This is a genomic window from Methanosarcina mangrovi, from assembly GCF_052057765.1.
Lineage (GTDB): Archaea > Halobacteriota > Methanosarcinia > Methanosarcinales > Methanosarcinaceae > Methanosarcina.
Window position 1 is genome coordinate 4,416,987 of sequence record NZ_CP195120.1, and the last position, 22,848, is coordinate 4,439,834.

At 44.5% G+C, this 22,848-nt stretch carries 17 protein-coding genes; 11 read left to right on the top strand and 6 right to left on the bottom strand.

The features are described from left to right. Positions 1-181 precede the first annotated feature (181 nt). On the bottom strand, positions 182-1,027 hold the full coding sequence (locus ACSAZL_RS19510) for a helix-turn-helix transcriptional regulator (RefSeq protein ID WP_440946230.1): 846 nt from the start codon (positions 1,025-1,027) through the stop codon (positions 182-184). 646 nt (positions 1,028-1,673) lie between these two features. Continuing rightward, on the bottom strand, positions 1,674-2,267 hold the full coding sequence (locus ACSAZL_RS19515) for an NAD(P)H-dependent oxidoreductase (protein WP_440946231.1): 594 nt from the start codon (positions 2,265-2,267) through the stop codon (positions 1,674-1,676). A 302-nt stretch (positions 2,268-2,569) separates the two neighbouring features. On the opposite strand from ACSAZL_RS19515, the gene ACSAZL_RS19520 reads away from it, so the two are divergent. Beyond that, on the top strand, positions 2,570-3,862 hold the full coding sequence (locus ACSAZL_RS19520; protein WP_440946232.1) for an ATP-binding protein: 1,293 nt from the start codon (positions 2,570-2,572) through the stop codon (positions 3,860-3,862). A 159-nt stretch (positions 3,863-4,021) separates the two neighbouring features. Here ACSAZL_RS19520 and ACSAZL_RS19525 read toward each other — a convergent pair whose 3' ends face one another. Next, positions 4,022-7,816 carry a PAS domain S-box protein gene (locus tag ACSAZL_RS19525; protein WP_440946233.1) on the bottom strand — a complete coding sequence of 1,265 codons (3,795 nt, stop codon included), beginning with the start codon at positions 7,814-7,816 and terminating at the stop codon, positions 4,022-4,024. Between the two features lie 507 nt (positions 7,817-8,323). On the opposite strand from ACSAZL_RS19525, the gene ACSAZL_RS19530 reads away from it, so the two are divergent. The 6 genes from ACSAZL_RS19530 to ACSAZL_RS19555 all read left to right on the top strand — a co-directional run bounded on the left by ACSAZL_RS19530 (position 8,324) and on the right by ACSAZL_RS19555 (position 13,726). Then, entirely contained in the window at positions 8,324-8,812 is a 489-nt protein-coding gene (locus ACSAZL_RS19530; RefSeq protein WP_440946234.1) for a 3-isopropylmalate dehydratase small subunit, read from the top strand. 95 nt (positions 8,813-8,907) lie between these two features. Next, positions 8,908-10,035 (top strand): isocitrate/isopropylmalate dehydrogenase family protein, encoded by a 1,128-nt coding sequence (locus tag ACSAZL_RS19535; protein ID WP_440946235.1) that lies wholly within the window; start codon positions 8,908-8,910, stop codon positions 10,033-10,035. A gap of 165 nt (positions 10,036-10,200) precedes the next feature. After that, a complete protein-coding gene (locus ACSAZL_RS19540) occupies positions 10,201-10,506 on the top strand; it encodes a DUF190 domain-containing protein (RefSeq protein ID WP_440946236.1) in 306 nt (101 codons plus the stop codon). A 339-nt stretch (positions 10,507-10,845) separates the two neighbouring features. Further along, positions 10,846-11,910: a GNAT family N-acetyltransferase gene (locus ACSAZL_RS19545; RefSeq protein WP_440946237.1), complete on the top strand. Its 1,065-nt coding sequence runs from the start codon at positions 10,846-10,848 to the stop codon at positions 11,908-11,910. Between the two features lie 237 nt (positions 11,911-12,147). Next, positions 12,148-12,450: a hypothetical protein gene (locus ACSAZL_RS19550; protein ID WP_440946238.1), complete on the top strand. Its 303-nt coding sequence runs from the start codon at positions 12,148-12,150 to the stop codon at positions 12,448-12,450. Positions 12,451-12,685: 235 nt separating this feature from the next. After that, positions 12,686-13,726 carry a class I SAM-dependent methyltransferase gene (locus ACSAZL_RS19555; RefSeq protein WP_440946239.1) on the top strand — a complete coding sequence of 347 codons (1,041 nt, stop codon included), beginning with the start codon at positions 12,686-12,688 and terminating at the stop codon, positions 13,724-13,726. A gap of 178 nt (positions 13,727-13,904) precedes the next feature. Here ACSAZL_RS19555 and alaS read toward each other — a convergent pair whose 3' ends face one another. Beyond that, the gene (gene alaS / locus ACSAZL_RS19560; protein WP_440946240.1) at positions 13,905-16,682 is read right to left on the bottom strand and encodes an alanine--tRNA ligase; all 2,778 of its coding nucleotides are present in this window, start codon (positions 16,680-16,682) and stop codon (positions 13,905-13,907) included. 690 nt (positions 16,683-17,372) lie between these two features. Further along, positions 17,373-17,633 (bottom strand): YhbY family RNA-binding protein, encoded by a 261-nt coding sequence (locus ACSAZL_RS19565; RefSeq protein ID WP_440946241.1) that lies wholly within the window; start codon positions 17,631-17,633, stop codon positions 17,373-17,375. 375 nt (positions 17,634-18,008) lie between these two features. Here ACSAZL_RS19565 and ACSAZL_RS19570 point away from each other — a divergent pair, with 375 nt between their 5' ends. The 4 genes from ACSAZL_RS19570 to ACSAZL_RS19585 all read left to right on the top strand — a co-directional run bounded on the left by ACSAZL_RS19570 (position 18,009) and on the right by ACSAZL_RS19585 (position 21,851). Further along, positions 18,009-18,821 (top strand): helix-turn-helix transcriptional regulator, encoded by an 813-nt coding sequence (locus tag ACSAZL_RS19570; protein WP_440946242.1) that lies wholly within the window; start codon positions 18,009-18,011, stop codon positions 18,819-18,821. Positions 18,822-19,219: 398 nt separating this feature from the next. After that, positions 19,220-21,430: a ferrous iron transport protein B gene (feoB, locus tag ACSAZL_RS19575; RefSeq protein ID WP_440946243.1), complete on the top strand. Its 2,211-nt coding sequence runs from the start codon at positions 19,220-19,222 to the stop codon at positions 21,428-21,430. Then, complete coding sequence (locus ACSAZL_RS19580) at positions 21,427-21,591, top strand: hypothetical protein (protein WP_440946244.1); 165 nt, start codon at positions 21,427-21,429, stop codon at positions 21,589-21,591. The genes feoB and ACSAZL_RS19580 overlap by 4 nt, the downstream gene beginning before the upstream one ends. Further along, positions 21,588-21,851, top strand: a complete 264-nt coding sequence (locus ACSAZL_RS19585; protein WP_440946245.1) for a FeoA family protein — start codon at positions 21,588-21,590, stop codon at positions 21,849-21,851. The genes ACSAZL_RS19580 and ACSAZL_RS19585 overlap by 4 nt, the downstream gene beginning before the upstream one ends. Positions 21,852-21,908: 57 nt before the next feature. Here the strand turns inward: ACSAZL_RS19585 and ACSAZL_RS19590 are convergent, their stop codons facing one another. Next, the gene (locus tag ACSAZL_RS19590) at positions 21,909-22,847 is read right to left on the bottom strand and encodes an SWIM zinc finger family protein (protein WP_440948909.1); all 939 of its coding nucleotides are present in this window, start codon (positions 22,845-22,847) and stop codon (positions 21,909-21,911) included. Position 22,848: the final 1 nt, after the last annotated feature.

Sequence of the window (22,848 nt, forward strand, 5' to 3'; positions counted from 1 at the left end):
AAGTATTCTGGAAACATTGAAATCTTCAGAAGCTTTCAAAACTCATATTTTTTGTCCTACTTTCAGGCTTGAAATAGGCTTTCAAGCCCTGATTTTTTCCGTTTTCCCCAAATTTATCTTTCTTTCCCAATAGTCCTGGTCTGTAAAAACATTCTTTTCACTATCGGAAGGTTTCTGTGGATCAGGATTTCTTACATACCGGGATTCTTTCTGAGATCAGGGAATTAACTTCATCTCCTGAGACTTTTCTAGAAAGATCCCTATAGTACGTGAAAAGTTCTTTCCCCCATTCTATTGCCTCACTGTCGAAACTTATCAGGAAGTTTCGGTCAAGTATCCCTTTTTTATTGGGAAGCATTAAGGCCATGAACCTCTCGGTTACGGTAAGTGAGACTACGGACGAAGTCCCTCCGTATAGAAAGAGGTTTGAATTGTCCGCCAGCATTAAATCAATGGTTTCCCCGGAGGGAAGACTGAGAATTCTTTCGAAAAAGTTTTTTGTGAAAACGAAAGTAGAATCTGTTTTTCTCTTCAAAAAATCCGGGTCAAAACCTGAAAAAGATGGCTGGAGAAACGAAGAAAAATACATGATTTCGGCAGATTTTTTGAGAGAATCTACGAATTCTTCCGGTGGCTCAAACATCCTGTTAAGCGGGGGCTCTATCACCCTGGACCGGGCTAACTTTCCGAGTTTCAAACGCAAAAAGGAAGGAATCCCGGTCAGGTCTTTTTGCCCCCAGTAATCAAGGTTGTTTTCGAAGACCTCGAAAGTTCCCGTAAGAGAAGCCATCTTTTCAGTGATTATCAATCCAACCGTGGAAAGTTTGTAATTTTTATCTTCCTGCTCAACCAGCCCCTTTTCTGTGAGTCTTTTAATCTGAGGTAGAACTGCGATACAGGAAGAGCACAGAAACCCTGTGATTTCTTCAATATTTTTTGATCCTTCCCTGAGAAAAAGCAGAATTTTTCTTCGTTTATCCGACCTCAAAAGCAAGTCTATTAGCGTAGCTTTCTGAAGAGAATCCACACTACCCACCACCAGATTATAACAAACATACGACTATTACATAGACATCAGACTGGCATAGACGTCAGACTGATTCGTCTCAAGGCAGTAAACCCGTTTTCAGAGCCTTTGCCCGGGACCGGATGTAGCGTTTTATGTTATGAACTATGAATCTATGAACTATGAATCTATGAACTATGAATCTATGAACTATGAATCTATGAACTATGAATCTATGAACTATGAATCTATGAATCTATGAACTATGAATCTATGAACTATGAATCTATGAATCTATGAATCTATGAATCTATGAATCTATGAATCTATGAATCTATGAATCTATGAATCTATGAACTATGAATCTATGAATCTATGAATCTATGAATCTATGAATCTATGACTCCCCTTAAGTAAAATCTGTCAGACTGCAAGCTTTCTCCCGCATATTCTTGGAGCCGACTTAAAGATTCTGACAAAATTACCAGTTTGATACTGGCGCAGACTCAAGTATAAAGCCTGTAAGACTTATTGTTATTTTTCTGACAGATAAATATTTCTATTCAGACAAAACATGCATAGGATTTTTCTTTAAGACCTGAGCATTTCCTGAAAAATAAGATATTAAAAGAATTATGTTGGCGTGTTAAACATTTTATATGAAGATTCATGCAGGGAAATATGTGTTTACTATTTTTCCCACTTCTGTTAACCAGGCTTGCCGTTCTTCAAGCTTGCTGGTAACTATAACTCCAAACATTCTTCTGTAAAAGTTTTTTACTCCACAAAAATCGAAAATACAGTTTTTCCAGAGTATTTCAAGCGGATCACCAAATACTTGCAGTTCTCTTTCTGTCGGGGTATTTGATGTATTGAAAATTAAAACTGTTTCTGCTTTTAATAGTCCTACCGGTATTCCTTCTCCATTGTCTCCTTCCTTAAATTCGTATGCTACTCCCGGACGCAGTACCCGATCTACCCATCCTTTTAAAACTGCAGGTGGCTGCCCCCACCAGTTGGGATGAACTATAACAATTCCTTCTGCCTTACTAATTTCATTACAATGTTCTTCTATTACTCTTTCTAAAGAGGCACCTTTGGGAATTTCCTGACTTGTAATTATCGGATCAAAGTTTTCTTCATGCAGATCATGGAAAAATACTTCATGTCCGTTATTTAACAGGGTTTCTACAACCGTATTTGCAATTGCATGATTAAAACTGCCTTTATTTGGATGCCCAAGAACTACCAGTATATTCATCGAATTCTACCTCTTTCGCGGATAGATATGCCTACTGACATTGCAAGTCAATAACAGCCCTGGGATCTATATCCCTGAGGCCCGGATAACCCTACTTTTATAGATTGATATGAGAGTTAGTCCTTTGAATGCACTGCCTACCACAATTTAATTCAGGCTCTTGTTAAGATAAAATAGTTTCTTTCCTGGTTGAAACCCGGATGAAATTAAAACTCAGATTCAGATTACTCGGTTTCAATACTTTTATTTAATTTAAAAATAAGTAAATTATTTTAAATAGTGTTCGATCCGATATTATCAGGATGCCTGAAGAAAAGAATAAAGAGTGCAGACCCGCTTTCGGGGGAAAATTCAGTGGGACACTGCGAGTGCTTGGGAACGAAGAAAATAATGGAAAAGGACTCCTGTTTCTTGGAAACTATATGGCACTTGACCATTCGAGGGGAGCTGCCGTTTATCTGGATGCCCTTAAACCCCATGCTGTTTTGATCTGCGGAAAAAGAGGATACGGAAAGTCCTATACGATGGGGTGTATGCTGGAAGAACTTGCCTTTCTCCCTCCTGCCATCAAGAGCAAACTTGCCTTCCTTATCATTGATACAATGGGAATTTTCTGGACAATGAGCTACCCGAATGCTTCCGAAGCAGGAAGACTGAAAAGCTGGGACCTTGCCCCCAAGGGCCTCGAAATCGAGGTTTTCGTGCCAGCAGGAAAGGTGGAAGCCTATAAGAAACGAAATATAGAGGTAAAGCCCTTTTCGATTTCGATCCGGGACCTATCCGGAAGCCAGTGGTGCAGGGTTCTCAGGATTGAAGAGGTTTCTCCTCTTGGAATTCTGCTCGTAAGGACTATTGAATCCCTCCGGGAAAAAGGCGACCCATATTCTTTTGAAGACATTATCAGCGAGATCTTCCGGGACACACGTTCGGACCCGATAACTAAAGGGGCTGCGGAAAACTATTTCAGGGCTGTGAAAGCCTGGGGGCTGTTCTCAAAGGAAGGGACACAGCTATCAGAACTGATATCAGGAGGTAGGACAACAGTCCTTGATGTGAGCCCCCTTGAAAACGAAAACGTTTGTGCTGCGGCAGTATCGATTCTTGCGGGCAGGCTTTATGCAGAGAGGCTTGAGGCAAGAAGAGTCTACGAAAAAAAGCAGATGGGAGAAAAGCCGGAAGGAGAAGAGTTCCCTATGGCCTGGCTTTTCATCGATGAGGCTCATATCTTCGTGCCTGCGGGGAAAGAAAGCCTGGCTTCGGAGGTACTCATCAATCGCTGCCTCAGGCAGGGCAGGCAGCCCGGGATCTCCATGGTACTGGCAACCCAGCGGCCTGCAAGCCTTCACCCTGATGTTGTCTCGCAGAGTGACCTGCTGATCTGCCACCGCCTCACCTCAAGTGACGATATCCTTGCCCTTGAAAGCTCCAGGCCCCTTTATATGCAGGAAAGCCTCAGGACATACCTTAAGAAAATGGGGAGCGAAAAGGGAGCTGCATTGATAGTGGACGATCACTCCGAATCTGTCCATATTGTGCGCGTCCGTCCGAGAAGGAGCTGGCACGGGGGAGGAGAGCCTAGCGCTCTTGAACCCTGAAGAGAGAAAAAAGGAAGAAATGACAGTTCAACGATCAAAATAACTTTTTCACATTATTCAGGATAAACCGGATCAAAAAAATGGGTTTCTTACAAATCTTATCTGAATCAAATATAAATGAGGTATATTAAGCTAATTTTATTGGTCTGTCGCCGATGCTTATTCATTTATATCTCTTACTTTGAACCTTACAGTAAACTCTGTCCCATTGTTCCTTTTCAGTTCAAGTGTCCCATCTAACTGATCTATAAGGGAAGTTATTAACTGAAACCCAAGAGTATCAAGGTCTTCAATATCAAAGTTTTCAGGAATGCCCACGCCATTATCTGAAACGGTTAGAGTAAAATTGTTACTCTTACAATCTTCATTTTTGCTTTTTTCTCCACTGTCTATACACTTTCCTTTTTCTGCTCTATGGAGTTTGATTCGGATTTCTCCTCTATTTCTCCCTTGAAATGCATACTTGAAGGAATTGGAAACAAGTTCACTAATGATTATCCCTAACGGGACTGCAGTATCCATATCAAAGAAAATGTTTTCTTCCAGATCCATGTTTAAGCTGATGTCGGTATTTCCAAGCCTGTATGTCAGGAAAAGAGTCTCAGTGAGTTCCTCAATGTAAGACGAAAAGTCAAGTGTATCGAACTCTCCACCTTTGTACAGTTCCTCATGGATAAGAGCCATAGATATTACTCTGTCCTGACTTTCCCTGAAGGCTTCCAGAACTTCTGAATCCTTAATATCCTCTCTGTTATTGAACTTTTCAGCCTGCAGATCCAGCAGGGAAGAAATTACCTGCAGGTTATTCTTAATTCTGTGGTGGATTTCCTTTTTGCGGGCAATCTCGAGATTTGCAAGAGTCTCTTCAGCTTCTTTTCGCTTGGTGACGTCAGTAAGCATGCTCAGAGAGCCTGCAAACTTGCCATCCTTATCAAAAAGGGATTTAGCGTTTATAAGTACCCATAAGGGTGAGCCATCCCCACTTATTAATTTCAATTCATAGCTTCCATTGGCACCCTGCCGCCTCTTTTCCAGATTCATTTTGGCGATAGCCTTACTTCCTTCACTGATGAAGTCCCATATGGGTCTTCCAATACCTTCTCCCAGACTATATCCGGACATATCAGTCATTTTTTTATTAGCGTAGGTGATCACGGCCTTATCATCAATTATTAGTACACCTTCGTTGGCTGTCTCTACGATGTTGCGGTATTTTTCCTCACTTTCCCGAAGTTTATCTTCTGCTCTTTTGCTTTCGGTTATATCTCTGGTAATAGCCGAGATAGCAGTCAAGTTTCCATGAATGTCAAAAACCGGGGAAAGGGTCATTGAAACAGATATTCTCGTACCGTCCTTTCTTAACCGCACAGTCTCATGATGGTAGACCCTTTCTCCCTGTATAACCATCTCAGTTAATTTTTTCATTTCTCCGCCAAAAAGGGGTGGCTCCAGAATAGAAATAGGCTTACCCAGAACTTCTTCAGCCGAATAACCATAAACCTTCTCTGCGCCCTTATTCCAACTAGTAATAATACCATCGAGAGACTTGGTTATAATTGCATCGTCCGATGACTCTACAGCATTTGCAAGTATCTGAATTTTCTCTTCTGCTCTTTTACGTTCCGTAATATCCTGAACTATTCCCTTTATTCGAACAGGGGCATTTTTCTCATCACAAACAACTTCACCTTGTGTATGGACTATACGCTCTGTTTCGTCAGCTAAAATTATTCTAAAATCAATGCTACAGGGCTTTCCATCTAAGGCTTTTTTAACGGCACTGTTTACAGAGTTTCGATCATCCTGATGTATGTAACTTAAAGCTTCACTGTAGGTTGCGCTGAATTCTTGAGGATTAAGTCCAAAAATACGATATAATTCATCGGAACAGTGTATTTCGCCAGTCACAAGATTCCAGTCCCAATTTCCCAGGTGTGCCATTCTTTGAGCTTCAGCAAGACCTTTTTCGTTTTCCTTCAACAAATTATAAGCTTTCTCGAGCTGTGTTGTCCGTTCTTTAATCAGGTTTTCTAAATTATCGAGTGTTTCTTTCAACTTAGCTTCTGCTTCCTTAATATCGGTTATGTCACGGGAAATAGCAAGAACGGAAGTCACTTTGCCATTAATGAACTCGGGTACTATTCGTGTATTAAAGTGGTATTCTTTTCCTTGAGACGACGTATAATGGAATTCCATTGTTTCGGGGTTTCCTGTGTCAAAAACTTTCTCATTATGTTTTTCCCAGAACTTTACATGCTTTGGGTTTCTTCCCAGTTCACTATGAGTTTTCCCGATAATTTCTTCTTGAGAAAGACCGTAAACCTCCGCAGCTGCCGGATTAACATATATATGGCGATTTTGTCTATCAAAGCGGGCAATCATGTCAGGGGAATTTTCAGCCAATGTTCTAAACTCATTTTCTCTCCTGATCAACGCTTCTTCAGCCCGCTTTCGCTCCTGTTCCGCCTTTTTTCTCTGCAGAGCCTGCGTCACCGCAGGTGCAATAGCTTCCAGATCTTCCTGCTGCTCGCAGCTGTAACCTCCTTCACGGTTTGCGACTGCAAGCACGCCTATCGTTTTCCCGTCCTGGACAAGGGGCACGCCGAGAAATGACACAAGCGGTGGATGACCTTTCGGCACGCCGATACTATCGAAATGTGAGGGAGGATCGTTGGTAAAAAAGCTTTTTCCACTGTTGACGACACTGCCGTACAAGCCATGTACAACAAGATCGCCCGGGCGGTAGCGATGTCCTGTCTTGTCGTACATAAGGCACTGATCCCATCCCGATTCGCTGGTTGCAATATCGTGCAATATCCCGTCGGTGCCTAGTTCACCAATGAAACCAATCTGGCTGCCGGTCATTTCCAGGGCTACAGACAGACATGCATTTCCCAATTCTTTTTCTGTTTTTGCCTGCACCACATTGCTGAAGATTCTGTTAATTTCCCCAAGGACACGGTTATATCTGTGTATTCGATGCTCTTCTTGTTTGCGTTCATTGATGTCACGGGCTACATGAATACTCCCGGTGAGTTTTCCTTTAGAATCATATAGTGGCGAGACGCTCACTATGAAATAACCACCAAGACAATCCTCGCAAACCTCTGCGGTATGTTCAACCCCGTCCTTAAGCAACTGCCGGTGAGGGCAGGAAGTGGGAGGTTTGCTCTTCCCATGAATAATCCGATAGCAAGTCTGTCCAATGCACTCTTCTGGCGTCACTCCTAATTTTACCGCCATAGCTCTGTTTGCACGAACAATTTGATATTCGGTATCAAGTATAGCTATCAGGTCTGGTATGGAATCAAAAGTTTGTTCCCAATCCCCTGCAGCTCGAACAGCTGCTTCTTCAGCTTTCTTCCTCCCAAAATTATCTTCCCTTTCCCATTTTCCTTCCTTTTTGATCAAAGAAAATTGATGGCTGGAGACTACTTCAACAATCTCAGTTGCGCTGCACCTGTCAAGGGGGTAAGTGGAGAGAGCTATCATATGATAGTTGCTGATGATTCTGTCTATTTCTTTCTCATGGTTGACAAAATTATTCCAATCCTTGTTTCCCACCCAAAAAGTGTTTTCACTCAACCTCAAACCATCGTATCCATTTGCCAGGGCCTGATCAAGTTTTTCAACGTAGCTGTTTAAGACCCTTCCCGAATCGAAAACACCTTCTCTTAAATACCAGCATGTATAGGGAATAATTTCGATTTGCCCTTTCTCCAGATAAATATCAAGATCAGGAACAGATTTTCTAAGTGCTTCTTTTGCCTTTTCTACTTCTAGAGGTTGCGATGTAACCCACATGCAAAATTCGTTACTTTCCAGTCCTGCTTTAAAATAGGGAATAAGCGTGTCCATCAAATCTTCTTTTGTCTGATAGAACTGGCAGAAGTGCGTTCCAAAAGGCACGTTCCCAACAATATCAATGCCAGAATTTCTCAGATTTTTTCTCATTCCATATTTTCTCCAATTTTGATGATACAAAAGCGTAAGAATTAATCGTTCGATTCCGGAATTTATACTAAATTAAGGAAGTTGTTGAAGTAAAATGATCGCTTCACCCATCCATCTCGATTTGTATTACGAGCTTGTACCCACTCTTTACGTTGTCGTAACTGCTAACCACCAAAAATACTATTTTTAATTTAAAATATACTATTTTAATATAAAACATACTATTTTAATTTAAAATATACTATTTTAATATAAAATTATACTATTTTTAAATTGACAAAAAATCTACGATTTAGTTTATCTTGTCTCTCAATTTTTGCTTATAATATTTAGTGAGTTTTAGAAATTAATAAACAGAAGGTATTTTTGCAAAAAAATCCCCTGTAGGAAAATAATTTAAATATTACCTGTGATACTTCAACCCTGTGAGTTTAGCTGAGTTACAGGCTGTGAGCATTATATCAACAATACAACAGCATTTAATTACAGCAAATTACTGGTGATTTCATGAAAGGAAGAGCCTGGAAATTCGGAGATGACGTGGATACGGATGCAGTAATTCCCGGAAGGTACCTTATTTTCAATACCCCGGGTGAGCTTGCTAAGTATACTTTTGAAGGCGTACGCCCTGATTTTGCAAAAAAAGTTCACGAAAATGACATTGTGGTCGCAGGAAGCAATTTCGGCTGCGGATCCTCGCGCGAACACGCCCCTCTTGCCCTTAAAGGGTCAAAGGTATCCTGTGTGATCGCAAAGTCTTTCGCAAGGATCTTTTTCAGAAACGCGATCAACATCGGGGTCCCGGTCCTTGAATGCCCGGACACGGACAGGATCGACGACGGAGACGAACTTGAAGTGGACCTTTCAACAGGGGTCATTCAAAACATAACAAAAGGAGAGACCTATCAGGCAACCCCCCTCCCGGATTTCGTTCGCGAGATCGTGGATGAGGGAGGGCTCGTAGAGTATGCCCGGAAACTGGTCTCTGAACGCTGAAAAACAGGAAAACTGTCCGGAGACAGTCCTGATCCACGTTTAACATCTCGCAGTAAGAAGGCAGTTTTGCCTCTAAATTTGATAGGAGTATTAACATGACGCAGTATAAGGTTCCGGTCCTCCCCGGTGACGGGATAGGCCCAGAAATCATCGCCGAAGGCAAAAAAGTAATAGATGCCGCAGGCGAGAGATTCGGTTTTGATGTAGAATGGATTGAATACCCGCATGGAGCAGATCACTACCTGGAAACGGGGGAGCTGATCTCAGAAGAGACCTTAAAGGAATTATCAGGCTACCCTGCCATTTACCTTGGCTCCATCGGAGACCCCAGGATTGCCCCCGGGGTTCTTGAAAAGGGAATCTTATTAACTGCACGCTTTTACTTTGACCAGTACATCAACCTGCGCCCGATAAAACTCCTCGAAGGAGTCTGGACCCCTATAAAGGACAAGACGGCAAAAGACATCGACTTTGTCGTGGTCAGGGAAAATACCGAGGACTTCTACATAGGAATCGGCGGCAGGGCAAAGAAAGGAGAGAGCAAAGACCTGCTCGAAGTCAAAAGAACCCTCTACTCCGCAAAATTCGGCCTGGACATCGAGACCGACAGCGAAGAAATAGGCTACCAGATCGGCCTTATCTCCAAAGAAGGCACAAAGCGGGTTATCGAGTACGCCTTTGACCTTTCCGAAAACCGGAAGAAACACGTCTCATCGGTTGATAAGGCAAACGTCCTTTCCGACATCTACGGCTTCTGGAGAGAAGAGTTCAACGCAGTTGCCGCAGCCCACCCGGACGTTACCACGGACTTCAACTTCGTTGACGCCATCACAATGTGGTTTGTGAAAAACCCCGAATGGTTCGATGTGGTCGTAACCCCGAACATGTTCGGAGACATTATTACCGACCTCGGAGCCATGATCCAGGGCGGCCTCGGCCTTGCCCCCGGCGGAAATATCAACCCGAAAGGCACAAGCATGTTCGAGCCCATCCACGGTTCAGCCCCGAAATACAAGGGCCAGAACAAGGTCAACCCGATTGCCACAATCTGGGCAGGCGCCATGCTCATAGAACAGCTTGGAGAAAAGGAAGCTGCCGACACCATCGTCAATGCAATCCAGAAAAACATCCTGGACGGCAAGGTCAAAACCTATGACATGGGCGGCAAGAATACCACCTCCGATGTCGGAGACGATATTGCAAGGATAATAAAGGGAGAATAATTCAAACCTCCCTCCATTATATTTTCTTTTAAAACCATTGGCGCAACAGAGCCTGGCATTCAGGTTCCTTTTTTGAGAATTCAGGGCCTGTTCCGGTCAAATTTATATCCTGCCCCGGAGAATAAAAAATCAATTTTTTCAAAAAATTCACATGAGGTTTAAACAATGCAATCCGCACTTCTCCGTATCTACCTGAAACAAAACGCAACCTACCACGGCAAATCCGTCCACGAAGCAGTCCTTGAACTTTTGCGCGATTCCGGCATCGGCGGTGCAACACTGCTCAGAGGAATTGAAGGTTACGGGGAGGACGGGAAGATCCATACCCTGAAGATCCTGAACCTGAGCTATGACCTCCCGGTAGTTGTGGAGGCGGTTGACAGCGAAGAAAAAATCCGGGCTCTGGTTCCGAAGCTGCGGGAAATTGTAGGAAAAGAGCTGATGACGATGCAGACAGTGGAGATTCTTTAAACCGAAAAGTACGGCCACAAACCGAGTTCTGGAAGTTCGTTTCTTCGCTGTCCGGGGGGAATCATGCTTTTTTTCAATTTGATCAACTAAAAAAGACCCGGTAGAGGAGCAGCTTCAGCGAAAAATGGACGGAAACTCTATCGGGTTTCCTTCATTATTAGAATTAATTTCTTTTTTCACGGATTTTACCTGCGAATAGCGTGAAACAATGCAGAAGTCCAGGGGCAGCTAAGCAGTAAAAGTTGGAAACAAAAGTAAATAAACTTCACAATTAATAATTAAAAAACGTAATTAGTGGGGTGGGGGAAGAAAAATAGCCAAGGGAGGGTGTGAAAGAGTATGATTTCGATCAGACCTTTTAATGAGGGCGACAATCAAAGAATGCTTGAAATAGAAAGGCTCTGTCCGCAAGGGGATGAAAACTGTGCAATGGGCGTGGATAAGAAGGATATCATTGCCCGTTATAAAATGTACGATAACTGGAACGTGCTTGTGGCAGAAAAGGACGGGAAAGTTGCTGGCTGGATTGGTTTGACTTTAAAAACAACACCAGAACAGAAAGAAAAGTGTGCATACATAACTGAAGTAATGGTTGATCCTGCTTTTCAAAGAGCAGGAATTGCAACGAATCTAATTAAGGAGGCGGAGAAAAAAGCTCAGGAAACGGAGGCAGTCTACGCTTACTGTTATATATACGAGCCAAACAAAGCCTCTCGAGCCTTGTTTGAGAAGATGGGATACTCCGAGATGAGGGGTATCAAATTTCCAGTGATATCGACTTATAAGAAAATGGATGTGCCTCCAGAATATTCGATAAAACCTGTTGATACAAAGAAAATTGATGATGCGGTCGCCCTTATTAATGAGTATAACTCAGGATTTGTTCATTTCATGCCGTTTAAGGGCCAAACTTTTGAGTCGCATTTGAAATTAGTTCCTTCATACGGACCTGAGAACTTCTGGATAGTCCGAGACAAAAATAATAAAATTGCAGCCTGTGCCGGTTTGTGGGATAGCTCAAAACTGGCTAATTTATATTATGCGAGAGAGCCGGCAGCAATGAAGGTAATGAAATCAGTTTTTGAAGCTTTGAGCCATGTTACGAAAGTACCGAAGTTTCCAGCTGAAGGGGAGCATTTCAAAGTATATTATATTGTTGACTACGCATTCAATAAGAAGCAGCCTGATGCCATGCTGGCGCTTCTCAAGCATTTGAATAATATCTCAATTGACAGAAGACAGGATTTTCTAATGGCCATGACAGATCCTGAAGACGCTTTTCTTGCAGTAATAAAAAAGCTAAAACCACAGACTGAAACCTGGAATGTGTTTGCCAGATCGTTCGAAGGGAACCTTCCAGCTTTCAGCCCGTTTTATGTAGATATTAGAGATATGATCCCCTGAAAAATGACTTCAGAATTTGTACATTTCAACCCCTGCCCCGATCCGTGAAGAACCAGTATAGAGACCCGGAGCTTTGATGCCATACAGGTGCTATTCGCAAGCAAAATCCGCCGGAACAGGAATTGAGGCAAAACAAGAATCCGGAATATGGACAGAAAGGATATATAAACATGAATATATAATACCATAGGGATAATTAGAATGGCTGGCATTTTTTCAGCCACAAGAGGGAAAAGTATGGATGGTAAAGAGGGTCAGGAAATGATAGGGGTCTGTCCAAACTGTGGAAAACCTTTCAGGATAGAGCAGGAAGGCGACGGAGAAGAATGGAGATACTGTGCAGAGGTATGCGTTAATCCTGCAGCAGTACCGGTAGGAGTAAGGTTGATGGCGGATCAGGCCAAAATGCGCTTCGTGGACGGCAATATGAACGAATATACACGAGAGGATTACATCAAAACCCATGGGATCGATCCTCTGCCTATCTGGAAAGCGATCGAGAAATGGCGGGAAGGCCAGATGGAGAAGTGGAAGACTTAAGTTGAGATTTACCTATTCTAACTACCTTTACAAGTTTTGAATTATTTTTACCTCTTTATAATTTTTAATTCGATGTTTACTACCCCGGGTCAGTTGAAGATAGAACGTTAAAATCAGGCTTATCGGGTTCGAGATCAATGCTCGCTAAAGCAGGGTATGGATTCTCGAAGCTATACGACCGTCTTTTTCAGTTGCCTTTAAATCCCATAAAATTCCTACTAATTCCCTGATCGACGTGGCACGGAGAAAACAATTTGAAAAACCCCTGCATGGGGATAAGGAAAGCGTGCGCTTTGCAACTCCTGAGCCTATTGCCCGCTACAGAGCACAGCGCCTGAGATGTAAGACTCTTGCTGATATTAGCTGCGGGATAGGAGGGCAAACTGTTTTTTTTGCACAGCAGTGCGAGTTCGTTTATGCGGTGGAAATCGACCCGAAGAAAATCGAGTATGCAAAACAGAACTGCGAGATGTACGGGCTTGACAATGTAAAATTCATCTGCGGAGACGCCCTTGACCCGAAAGTTATCGAACAGATCCCGGCAGTGGATGTGGTTTTTTCTGACCCCTTCCGCCCGGCAGAAGAGGATGAGAGGCATGTCTCAAGCCTTGAGCCGGGAATCCCGAATGTGCTTTCGGCCTATGGGGAAAAGACAAAAAACTTCGCCTTCGAAGCCCCGCCCCAGATGCCGCCGGAAAGGATTCCTTTTGATTGCGAAAAAGAGTATATTTCCCTGGACGGGCAGCTCAACCGCCTGACTCTTTACTTCGGCGGGTTAAAGCAGTATGACCGGCTTGCTGTGGCTCTTCCCGCAGGTGAAGGGCTGGTCTCAAAAAATATACCGCTTCCGCAGATAAGGGAAACGGGAAAGATGAAACTCTGCGCCTATGAACCCGAACCCTCGGTTGTTGCAGCAGGGCTGCTGCCTGAACTTGTGGAGTCCATGATGCATATGGCAGGCCCGATTGTCGGGGCTTTCGAACTTTTCAGGGTTGACAAAAAGAGGCTTTTACTGACCTCTGATGCCCTGATAAAGCAGTCCATGATCAAAAATCACTACCTGGTCCTGAAGGTCTGCCCCTTTGAGCCAAAGGAGATTAACAAATTCCTGAAAGGCAGGAACGTTGGAAGTGTCGTGCTCCGGGCAGGCGTAAACCCCGAGGACTACTGGGAAGTGCGAAATGAAATCGAAAAAGGACTTGAAGGAAAGAAAACCATACACCTCTTTGTAAAAGATGGAACGGCAATCCTCTGTGAAGTGCTCTTTAAGGTATAAAAAAAGGCATAAAAAGATAAAAAGGATAAAAGAACCGGGCCTTAAAACCCGGTGCTGGTTTTTGTTTTGGTTCCAGGCTCAACCTTTTTGTTGAGCCATTCTTAACCGAACCCATTCGACCTGAGGATCTGCTTGGCTTTCCAGCCTTACGCAATTTTCTCAAACTTTATGCGAGTTCTCAGGCTTCCCCGCATGCCTCTTTTACGAGCTCAAGCCCTCTGGCAAGAGCGTCCTGAATCCTTGTGGGGTCAGTTCCGCCGCCCATTGCAAGGGCTGGCTTTCCGCCTCCGCCTCCACCTACAATCTTTGACATCTCACGGACAAGGTTTCCGGCATTAATTCCGCATCCTATGGCTTTTTCTCCGGCAGACGCCACAAGCTTAACACCTTCGACATCGCTTGCAAGAAGGGCAATTACGTTTTCCTGCTTCAGGAGTTCGGTAGCTATCTTATGGAGTTCAAGGGAGTCGGCTCCGGGAACCTGTTCGGAAATAACCCTGAAGCCTGCAAGCTCAGAAGCATCCCCGAGCATCCTGTAAACCCTGGACCTGGCAAGTTCCTCTTTGAGCCTTTCGTTTTCCTTCTTGAGGTCTTTCCATTCCCCGAAGAAACGTTCCACACTTACAGGAAGGTGTTCCGGAGGCACGCTCAGGGTCTTTGCAGAATCAACAAGGAGAGTTTCCATTTTCTGCATGGCACGCACGGCTGCGGTTCCGGCTGCAAACTCGATCCTTTCCACCCCGTCCTGAATCCTCTCGGTTTTAAGGATTTTGATAGGGCCGATAACACCTGTGCTCAGGCAGTGGGTCCCACCGCAGGCTTCCACGTCGTCTCCGACCTTTACAATCCTTATCTTCTCTCCTGGGGGCACTCCACCCTGATAGAGCCCGAAACCGTATACCTGCTCGGCTTCAGTCCTCGGCATCCATTCCGTAACCACACGCTTATTTTCCATAACCGTGAGGTTTGCGAGAAGCTCGATCTGCTTCAGCTCTTCAGGGGAGATATGCTTGTAGTGAGAAAGGTCGAGCCTGGAGTGGTCCTCAAACTTCTGGGCCCCAGCCTGCCAGATGTGTTTTCCGAGAACTTTTCTGGCTGCATCGTTTACAATATGAGTTGCTGTGTGGTGCCTTGCAAGGGTCATCCTGCGCCTTTCATCGACCTTTCCGGTGATAATATCGCCTTTGGTGATCTCAAGTTCCCCATCCGGAATGTCAACTGTGTGTATGATTACACCTTCATAGACCTGGACGTCAACCACCTTATAAACAATATCTCCGACAGTAATGGTTCCGATATCTGCAGGTTGCCCTCCGCCTTCCGCATAGAAGAAGGTGTTGTCCAGCACAATATGGTTGTCAAACACGTCAAGGACAACCGCCTCGAACTCCAGACGGGTGGGCTCGTCATAGAAGCGGCGTTTGGTCTTCGGGAGGTGTTTGAGCCTTTCTGCAAAAGGAATTACTTCTTCTTCCTTTTCTTCGGCCTTGTTGTGCAGTTCTCCAATAATGGAATAGAAATTGTCAGGGAACTCCACCCCTACCCCGATCTCGGCTGCAACTTCTTTTGCCATCTCGGGAGGGATTCCGTGTGAATCGTAGAGTTCGGTTAACTGGGACAGAGGAATTTTTTCCCCGGTCTTCTTGAAATGGGACGCCGATTTCTGGATGATTCTGCGCCCCCTCTCCATGGTAGCGTTGAACTTTTCCTCTTCGGATTCCAGGATGTCCTGAATGACGCGGAAATTTGCCCTGAACTCGGGGTACTCGGGCATGTTCCTTATGTGCATATCCACGATTTCGGAGAGGGGAATCCTGATATCAAGGTCTTTCATCATGCGCAGTGTCCTTCTCAGGACAAGGCGTGCCAGGTACCCTGCTTTGACGTTGGAAGGAATGATTCCGTCCCCGAGCATGAAGGTGAGACAGCGAGTGTGGTCGGTGATTGCATAGACCTTTTCTACGGGTTCCATGATAGTCGAGAGTTTATCCACGGTCATCCCGATGCTTGAAGCGACCTTTTTCCTGAGTTCTAACAGGTTTGCTTTTTCGCTGACATCCATAAACCCTGCAAGCCGGGCGTTCTGAGCCAGGATGTTTGCATACTCGGTGTTATTCAGTTCGTGTTCAAGTCCGGCAAGCCCCATGAGCTCGTTTACTATGCCGGGGAAAAGCGCATCATAAATCGTAGGAGAACCTTTTGAAGCCCAGACAAAACGCTCAAGACCATAGCCGGTATCCACGATGTAGTTGTCCATCTTTGAATAGGCCTCGCCCTTGATCATGATATCTCCTTTTTTGTCGGTCTTCAGGTCCATGAAAACAAGGGTTGCAAGCTCAAGCCCGTGTACGATGACCTCAACACAGGGGCCGGCATTTCCCCCGCCTGCCCAGGGTTCTTCTTTGTAGGTTACGGCAAAGGGGTCTACCTTGAGAGAGTTCAGGAGCTCGTCGCAGAGTTCCAGGGTGTGTTCCTTCCAGTAAATCTCGTTGTTCCTTTTGTTGAAAGCGTGGTGCGCCATCATTTCAAAATTTGTCAGGTGGCGGCCGCTCCTGCCCACCGAATCCAGGTCGTTTAACCTGATGCAGGGCTGGGAAATCGTAAGAGGGTTTGCAGGAGGAGGAACCTGCCCTGAAGTTACAAAGGGCTGGAAATCTGCAATTGAAGCAATGGTCAGGTAAATGTCGTCTCTCCAGCGGGCTACCACAGGATAGCGATCAATCCTTGTATGCCCTCTTGCTTCAAAGAAGGAAAGGTAGTATTCGCGCATCTCTGAAATATTGAATTCCCTGGAAAAGACAGGGCTTCCGATAAAGGAATAAGGATCACAGGGCGCATCTCCGCACGTACTTCTTTCAGGGTCACGTGTCCAGAAGAATTTGCCACATTTCTGGCACTGATTCCGGACGAAACCGTTGTTTTTGAAAAAGTCAAGTTGATACTCATCTTCAAGCATAATAATCTCTCCGGATGGTGGGTGCGATCTGCCCCGCTGTATATGAAAATAAAAGGAAAGCAGAAGTATCCCAGCTCAACCGTCTCAGGGGTTTCAGACACTTTAGTGCTTACATGATGATCTTAATACGTTTATTCGTTAATTTTTACATACAGAGGTGAAAATCAACCTCAAATAGTGAGATACTGCGGGCTTGTATACGAATAAACTTTTACAGCTAATTGTTTTTCGATACAAGTTATTACATAATACTGAGGAAATATATAATAATGTCACATAATAATGCATACTTAAACAGGCCCACACTTACGAACCTTAACTATTACAGACACTTCTACAGAAAAACTTTGTTCTTCGTTATTAAAGATAAGAAAGCTTTTTGTCACTAGAAGCGAAATGCTCGCCTGTAAAACAACCCGAGAAAACGAGATTTCAGGGCGGAGGTTAAAGGAGGCATACTTCGGCTACTTGAGTACTCTCAATAATTGAGTGCTCTCGATTATGCTACTTGGGGATTAATTATAACTGTTACTCAAGAACTTCAACTTAAACGGCTCCAATCGAGCTAAACAGCTCCAATAAAGTACCGGTAATCAAGTGCCGCAAATTAAGTATTTATGTCGGGTGGCACTATAATCAAGCACCTCTAATCAAGTACCTCTAATCAAGTACGCCTACTCCCCAAAATCATTACCTGTACAGCACGACCGTCCTGCCGCGTACGTCGATCAGTGTGGATCTTGTAGCTTCGGCAAGCTCGTCTGCGATAGTTTTCAAATCCTTTCCTTCCTCTGCGCTCTTGAGGACCTTGACCTTTACAAGCCTGTTAGCTTTTATCTGTTTGTTCAGTTCTTCGATCAAAGTTTCAGTGACCCCATTCTTTCCAATATTAAGAATAGGACTTATCTTGCTTGCATCGGATTTCAGCCTGTATAGTTTTTCTTTCTCCATTGCCTTTCCTCACATCGCTAATGATAAAACTCGCCTGCCAAATATAAAAAGCTCACATCATCAATGCGATAAGAAATGCACAACATCGATGAAATAATTCCTTCTACCTTGAAGCCAGTTTACCCTTTGAGTATGATTTCACCCATTCTCACCAGCATCTATATCAAAGTTTCCCGGTTAGCCCGATTTCAGGCACGGATGATTTCCAGTCTTATCAATTCTTTTTTCACGGACTTCTGGCATTTGCAGACACCGAACTTGAAAAAGAATTCCAAATAATTTCGACATCTTTATTATCGGCTTGCTATTCATTAACAATAATAGAGAACCAAAACCGGAAAAAACCCCTCTTCCACCTCCGGACGGCGACCGTAAATGAACCCTAACTTGCTTGATTTGGTCCTCTTTTCAGAGAAGAGAAAAGCTTTTCTCCTGCTCCTGAAGGAAGGACCAAAGAATACCCAGGAGATTCTTGACAGGCTTCAGGTTCCAAGAACCGCTCTCCTCCCCCAGATAAAGAAGCTGAAAGAACAGAACCTTGTAATCCACGAAGAAGGAATATATAGCCTCAGCCTGATAGGAGAGATCATTATAGAGAAAATGCAGCCTCTTCTTGATACCCTGGAGGTTTTTGAGAAAAATGAAGATTTCTGGGCTGACAGAAAACTCACACCCATTCCCTCTCATCTTATGAAACGAATCAGCGAACTTGGGGACTATCACCTGATAGAACCGGACCTGAGCCATACCTTTGACCTCAACCCGGAATTTGTGAAATATACTTCCGCCTCGAATAATATCCTCATGTTTTTCTCCTATTTTCACCCTCAATTCCCTGACTTCTTCCTGAAGCTTGCCAGAAGAGGCACTGAAATCTCCCTTATCGTGGGAGAATCCGTGTACTCAAGGCTTGAAGAGGATTTCAGAAAAGAAGGGGAAGAGTTTCTAGGAATGGAGAACACAAACCTCTTTATTTTGGACAAAAAAGAAGTGGAAATCCCCGCAGTTGTCGTATCTTCCGATAAAATAATGATTCTGGGGCTGTTTAATGAAAGCGGAAGATTTGACCGTCAGTACGTAATCGGCTTCGAACCCAGAGCAATAGAATGGGGAAGAGACCTGCTCGAATACTTAAGGAATATGAGCAGAGAGATAAAAATTAAAGAAAAAAGAGAACCTGAGAGATAACTTTAAAAGAAGAGTTGGAGAAGTTACCGGAAAAACTTAATTTCAGTTAAAGATTATTTTTTGGAAATTTCAGAATTAAAAACCATTTTTAAGAACATTATAGTTAATTGAAGTATTTTTAAGGAAATTTTGATTAATTAAAGCATATTTAAGTGGTTTTAATTGATAAAACGTTTTTCTGAACCATATACAGAAAAATAATACATTTTAGAGTAGTTTTTACATAGTTAATACATTTTTAAGTGAAATTTTATGAGTTAACATATTAAAAATTTCCCTGTTTTTAATTAATCCATCTCTATAAAAGTCTGGAGGTACTTCACTAAGCTTAAATATTAGGTGTGCCTAAATATGCTGAAAATTAAAAGTTAGGCATGCCTAAAAATGAGAGAAAAAGCATGAAACTACCGCTACTCTGTCCTGAAAAGGAGTGCTGTCGTGGAAAAAAAGAATGCACACCAGGGAAGGGATTGCCCAAAATCGTACTTGTAGGGAACCCAAACGTAGGTAAAAGCAGCCTTTTTAACACACTTTCCGGAAGTTATACTGTAGTCTCCAACTATCCGGGGACCTCAGTTGAGATCAGCCGGGGAAAAGGCAGAATCGGAGATAGAGAATACGAAATTATCGACACTCCCGGAATGTATTCCCTGCTCCCCGTAAGCGAGGAAGAAAGAGTCGCCCAGCGCCTTCTCTTTGACGAGAAAACCTTTGTCTGCCTGCACGTGGTGGATGCGAGGAATCTCAGGCGCATGCTCTCATTCACACTCCAGCTCCTTGAGGCCAGGCTCCCACTTATCCTTGTCCTGAACATGATGGACGAAGCTGAGGAAAGGGGAATAGAAATTGATATACAGGGACTTAGCAGGTCCCTCGGGATCCCTGTGGTAGGCACGGTTTCAAGCGAAGGAAAAGGTATCGAAGAACTCAAAACTTCAATTATTGAATTTTCTCATGAAAAATTTACTCACGAGAAACTGACTCACGAGAAACTGACTCAAGAAAGACTTACTCATGAAAAATTTACTCATAAAAAAAGAGCGCAAGAAATCGATTACGGACCGGAAATCGAGCCGTACATCTCGGAAATGGAAGGGCTGCTGGAAACTGCAGAACAAACCGGAATATCAAAAAGAGCCCTTGCGCTCCTGTTGCTCCAGGGAGACCGGACAGCACTTGACTTTGTATACAGCTCCGGTGAGGCGTACAGGCATAAAAATGAGAAAAGCGAGGGCGGTAAAAATGAGTATGAGAAGTTACAGAACGAACAATTCCAGAACGAGCAGTTTCAGAAACTTGCAGAAACAGCTTCAGTAAAGGCTGGGATCCCTCTGTCCTACCTGTTCACCCTCAGGAGGCAGGATCTTGTAAACGAAATCGTTGAACAGGTAATGGGAGTGCAGGGAAAGGAAAAAGAAGCATCGCAGGAAGCAAAAACAGAAAAGAAAAAAAGGGAAACGAAAAAGGTCCTGTTCGCAGAAAAAATCGATAGCGTGCTGACCCATCCATTGCTCGGCATCCCGGTGCTCCTCCTTGTCCTGTACTTCGGGCTTTACCGTTTCGTAGGGGTTTTTGCAGCCGGAACTCTTGTTGATTTCCTGGAAAATACGGTATTCGGAGAGCACATAAACCCGCTGGTAACCACGTGGTTCACATCCTTTGTGCCCTACCCTGCCCTGCAGGACCTCTTTGTAGGAGAGTACGGGATATTTACGCAGGCGGTAACCTACGCAATTGCCCTTATCCTGCCGATAGTGGGAGCTTTCTTCCTGGTATTCTCGATTATCGAAGATACGGGATACCTCCCGAGGCTGGGCCTGCTCCTGGACGGGATGTTCAAAAAAATAGGGCTCAGCGGGAGGGCAGTAATTCCGATGGTGCTCGGCTTTGGCTGCTCGACCATGGCTACTATGGTCACGCGGACTCTTGAGACAAAAAGGGAGAGGCTTATTTCGACCATCCTGCTTGCCCTTGCCATCCCCTGCTCGGCCCAGCTTGGCATCATCCTTTCCATCCTGTCCGGAAACCCGGACGGGCTGCTTATCTGGGCAGGCGTCGTAGGGCTTGAGTTTGTCTTCATAGGATACCTGGCTGCCAAACTTCTGCCGGGAGAAGCCCCGACTTTCATACTGGAGATGCCTCCCCTGAGGATTCCGCGGCTTTCAAACATAGCCGTGAAGACCTACTCAAGGATGCACTGGTACTTCCTGGAAGTCCTGCCCCTCTTTGTCCTGGCAAGCGTGCTGATCTGGATAGGAAGGCTTACAGGGATCTTTGCCCTTGCCCTGAAAGTTATGGAATACCCGACCACCTGGATCGGTCTGCCTTCCGATGCTGCCGACGTTTTCCTCTTCGGCTTTTTCAGGAGGGACTTCGGGGCAGCCGGGCTCTACGGGATGCACGATTCTGGACTGCTGACCGGTGTGCAGCTTGTGGTTGCGGCAGTTACTCTGACCCTCTTCATGCCCTGCATTGCCCAGTTCATGATGACGATAAAGGAGAGAGGATTTAAAATGGCATTTGCAATCTCAGCGTTCATTTTCCCCTCTGCCTTCCTTGCAGGCTTTATCGTAAACACCCTGCTGACCGCGCTGGGGGTGAACCTGTGAACTGCCCCCTCTGCGGAAGCGAATTTGAAAAAGCAGATGAATCGAAATGCACCGGCTGCGGGAAACTTCATAACTGCAACAAACAGTGCTGCCCTTCCTGCGGGTACGAACTCGTAAAAGAAGCAAAGGTTATACAGCTTATAAGGAGTCTCTTTAAATGATAGCAGAAAACTCACATATTTCTACGAATACCAGCCTGAATACTACTACCCTTTCCTCAATGGAGCCTAAAAAAGCAGGAAAAATCTCCCACCTGGAAACGAAAAACCCGGGGATTTTACAAAAACTGATAGCAATGGGCATCCTGCCCGGTATGCCTGTCACCCTGCTCAGGAGCTCGCCGTCATATCTTTTTGAGGTAGACCAGACCCGGTATGCCGTGGACAGGGAAATTGCAAACCATATCTATGTCAGTTACTGATTTACCGCTAATCAAAGGAAAAAATTTTACTCACCTTGAAGAAAAAATGAAAGACATTTACTTACGTTCCCCAAGGAAAACCATCATCCCTGCAGATGAAGCTTTTTTGTAGATTTCCTCCAGCACTTCAAGCAAATCTTCTTCACCGCGCCATAATGGAAATTTTCCAAGCCTTTTTGGAAGGGCGGCAGGAACCTGAGGGATGTGAGCCTCAAAGGAGGAACTTTTTTCCTCCCCAGGGCTTTCAGAGAGCATCCCCCAGAAAGCTTCGGGGTCAAGGGGCAGAGGTTCAGGAGAAACAGGAGAGACTTCAGCTTCGAGTGCAGTTACGGTTTTATCATCGGCCTTTTCTGAAAGAACCCTCGTTTCTGCTACCCGGTCCACTGTTTCCGGAACAAAACCCTTCCCAAGAATGGACATAAAATCGTCCATGTCAACGCCCCTTAACTTAAAGATAAGGAAGGGGTCCCTGTCGAATTCTTCCCCGAGCAGATAGTAGACGGCTGCAATGTGTTTGCAGGGATTTGACCAGTCAGGGCAAGAACAGTCGGTTTCAAGGTCGTCGAGTGTTTCAGGAAAGAGGGAGAGACCTATTTCCTTGAACGCGGAGTCGATATCTTCCGGCATCTCGCCTGCGAGGAGCTTTGCCGCAAAGATTGGTTTCAGGGCAAGTTTTTCTGCAAGGAGTTCCCATTCGGAACCTGTCAGGGTCCGGACTTTGATCGTTACCGAATAGGGTTTAGGGTCTGAACCCTGGACTTTAGCCCTTACAAGTCCTGTCTCTATTTTTATAGAAGTTACCTGGCCTTTACGGGCATAGCTTTTTCCGCGGCTTAACCTAGCCCCTATGTTAAAGCTTTCAAGGGTTTTGATCCAGCGTTTTGCCCACCAGCTCTGAGCGAAGCTTCCACGTTTAGACTTTGCCTTGATGCCACCTTTGACCTCAATTGGTTTTGTGGGCTCATAATAACCATAGCCGTCCCAGTAAGCTGCCATT

Coding starts and splice junctions, on each gene's coding strand:
- ACSAZL_RS19515 (WP_440946231.1), bottom strand. CDS start 2,267: ATGAATATACTGGTAGTTCTTGGGCATCCAAATAAAGGCAGTTTTAAT.
- ACSAZL_RS19520 (WP_440946232.1), top strand. CDS start 2,570: ATGCCTGAAGAAAAGAATAAAGAGTGCAGACCCGCTTTCGGGGGAAAA.
- ACSAZL_RS19525 (WP_440946233.1), bottom strand. CDS start 7,816: ATGAGAAAAAATCTGAGAAATTCTGGCATTGATATTGTTGGGAACGTG.
- ACSAZL_RS19530 (WP_440946234.1), top strand. CDS start 8,324: ATGAAAGGAAGAGCCTGGAAATTCGGAGATGACGTGGATACGGATGCA.
- ACSAZL_RS19535 (WP_440946235.1), top strand. CDS start 8,908: ATGACGCAGTATAAGGTTCCGGTCCTCCCCGGTGACGGGATAGGCCCA.
- ACSAZL_RS19540 (WP_440946236.1), top strand. CDS start 10,201: ATGCAATCCGCACTTCTCCGTATCTACCTGAAACAAAACGCAACCTAC.
- ACSAZL_RS19545 (WP_440946237.1), top strand. CDS start 10,846: ATGATTTCGATCAGACCTTTTAATGAGGGCGACAATCAAAGAATGCTT.
- ACSAZL_RS19550 (WP_440946238.1), top strand. CDS start 12,148: ATGGATGGTAAAGAGGGTCAGGAAATGATAGGGGTCTGTCCAAACTGT.
- alaS (WP_440946240.1), bottom strand. CDS start 16,682: ATGCTTGAAGATGAGTATCAACTTGACTTTTTCAAAAACAACGGTTTC.
- ACSAZL_RS19565 (WP_440946241.1), bottom strand. CDS start 17,633: ATGGAGAAAGAAAAACTATACAGGCTGAAATCCGATGCAAGCAAGATA.
- ACSAZL_RS19570 (WP_440946242.1), top strand. CDS start 18,009: ATGAACCCTAACTTGCTTGATTTGGTCCTCTTTTCAGAGAAGAGAAAA.
- feoB (WP_440946243.1), top strand. CDS start 19,220: ATGAAACTACCGCTACTCTGTCCTGAAAAGGAGTGCTGTCGTGGAAAA.
- ACSAZL_RS19585 (WP_440946245.1), top strand. CDS start 21,588: ATGATAGCAGAAAACTCACATATTTCTACGAATACCAGCCTGAATACT.
- ACSAZL_RS19590 (WP_440948909.1), bottom strand. CDS start 22,847: ATGGCAGCTTACTGGGACGGCTATGGTTATTATGAGCCCACAAAACCA.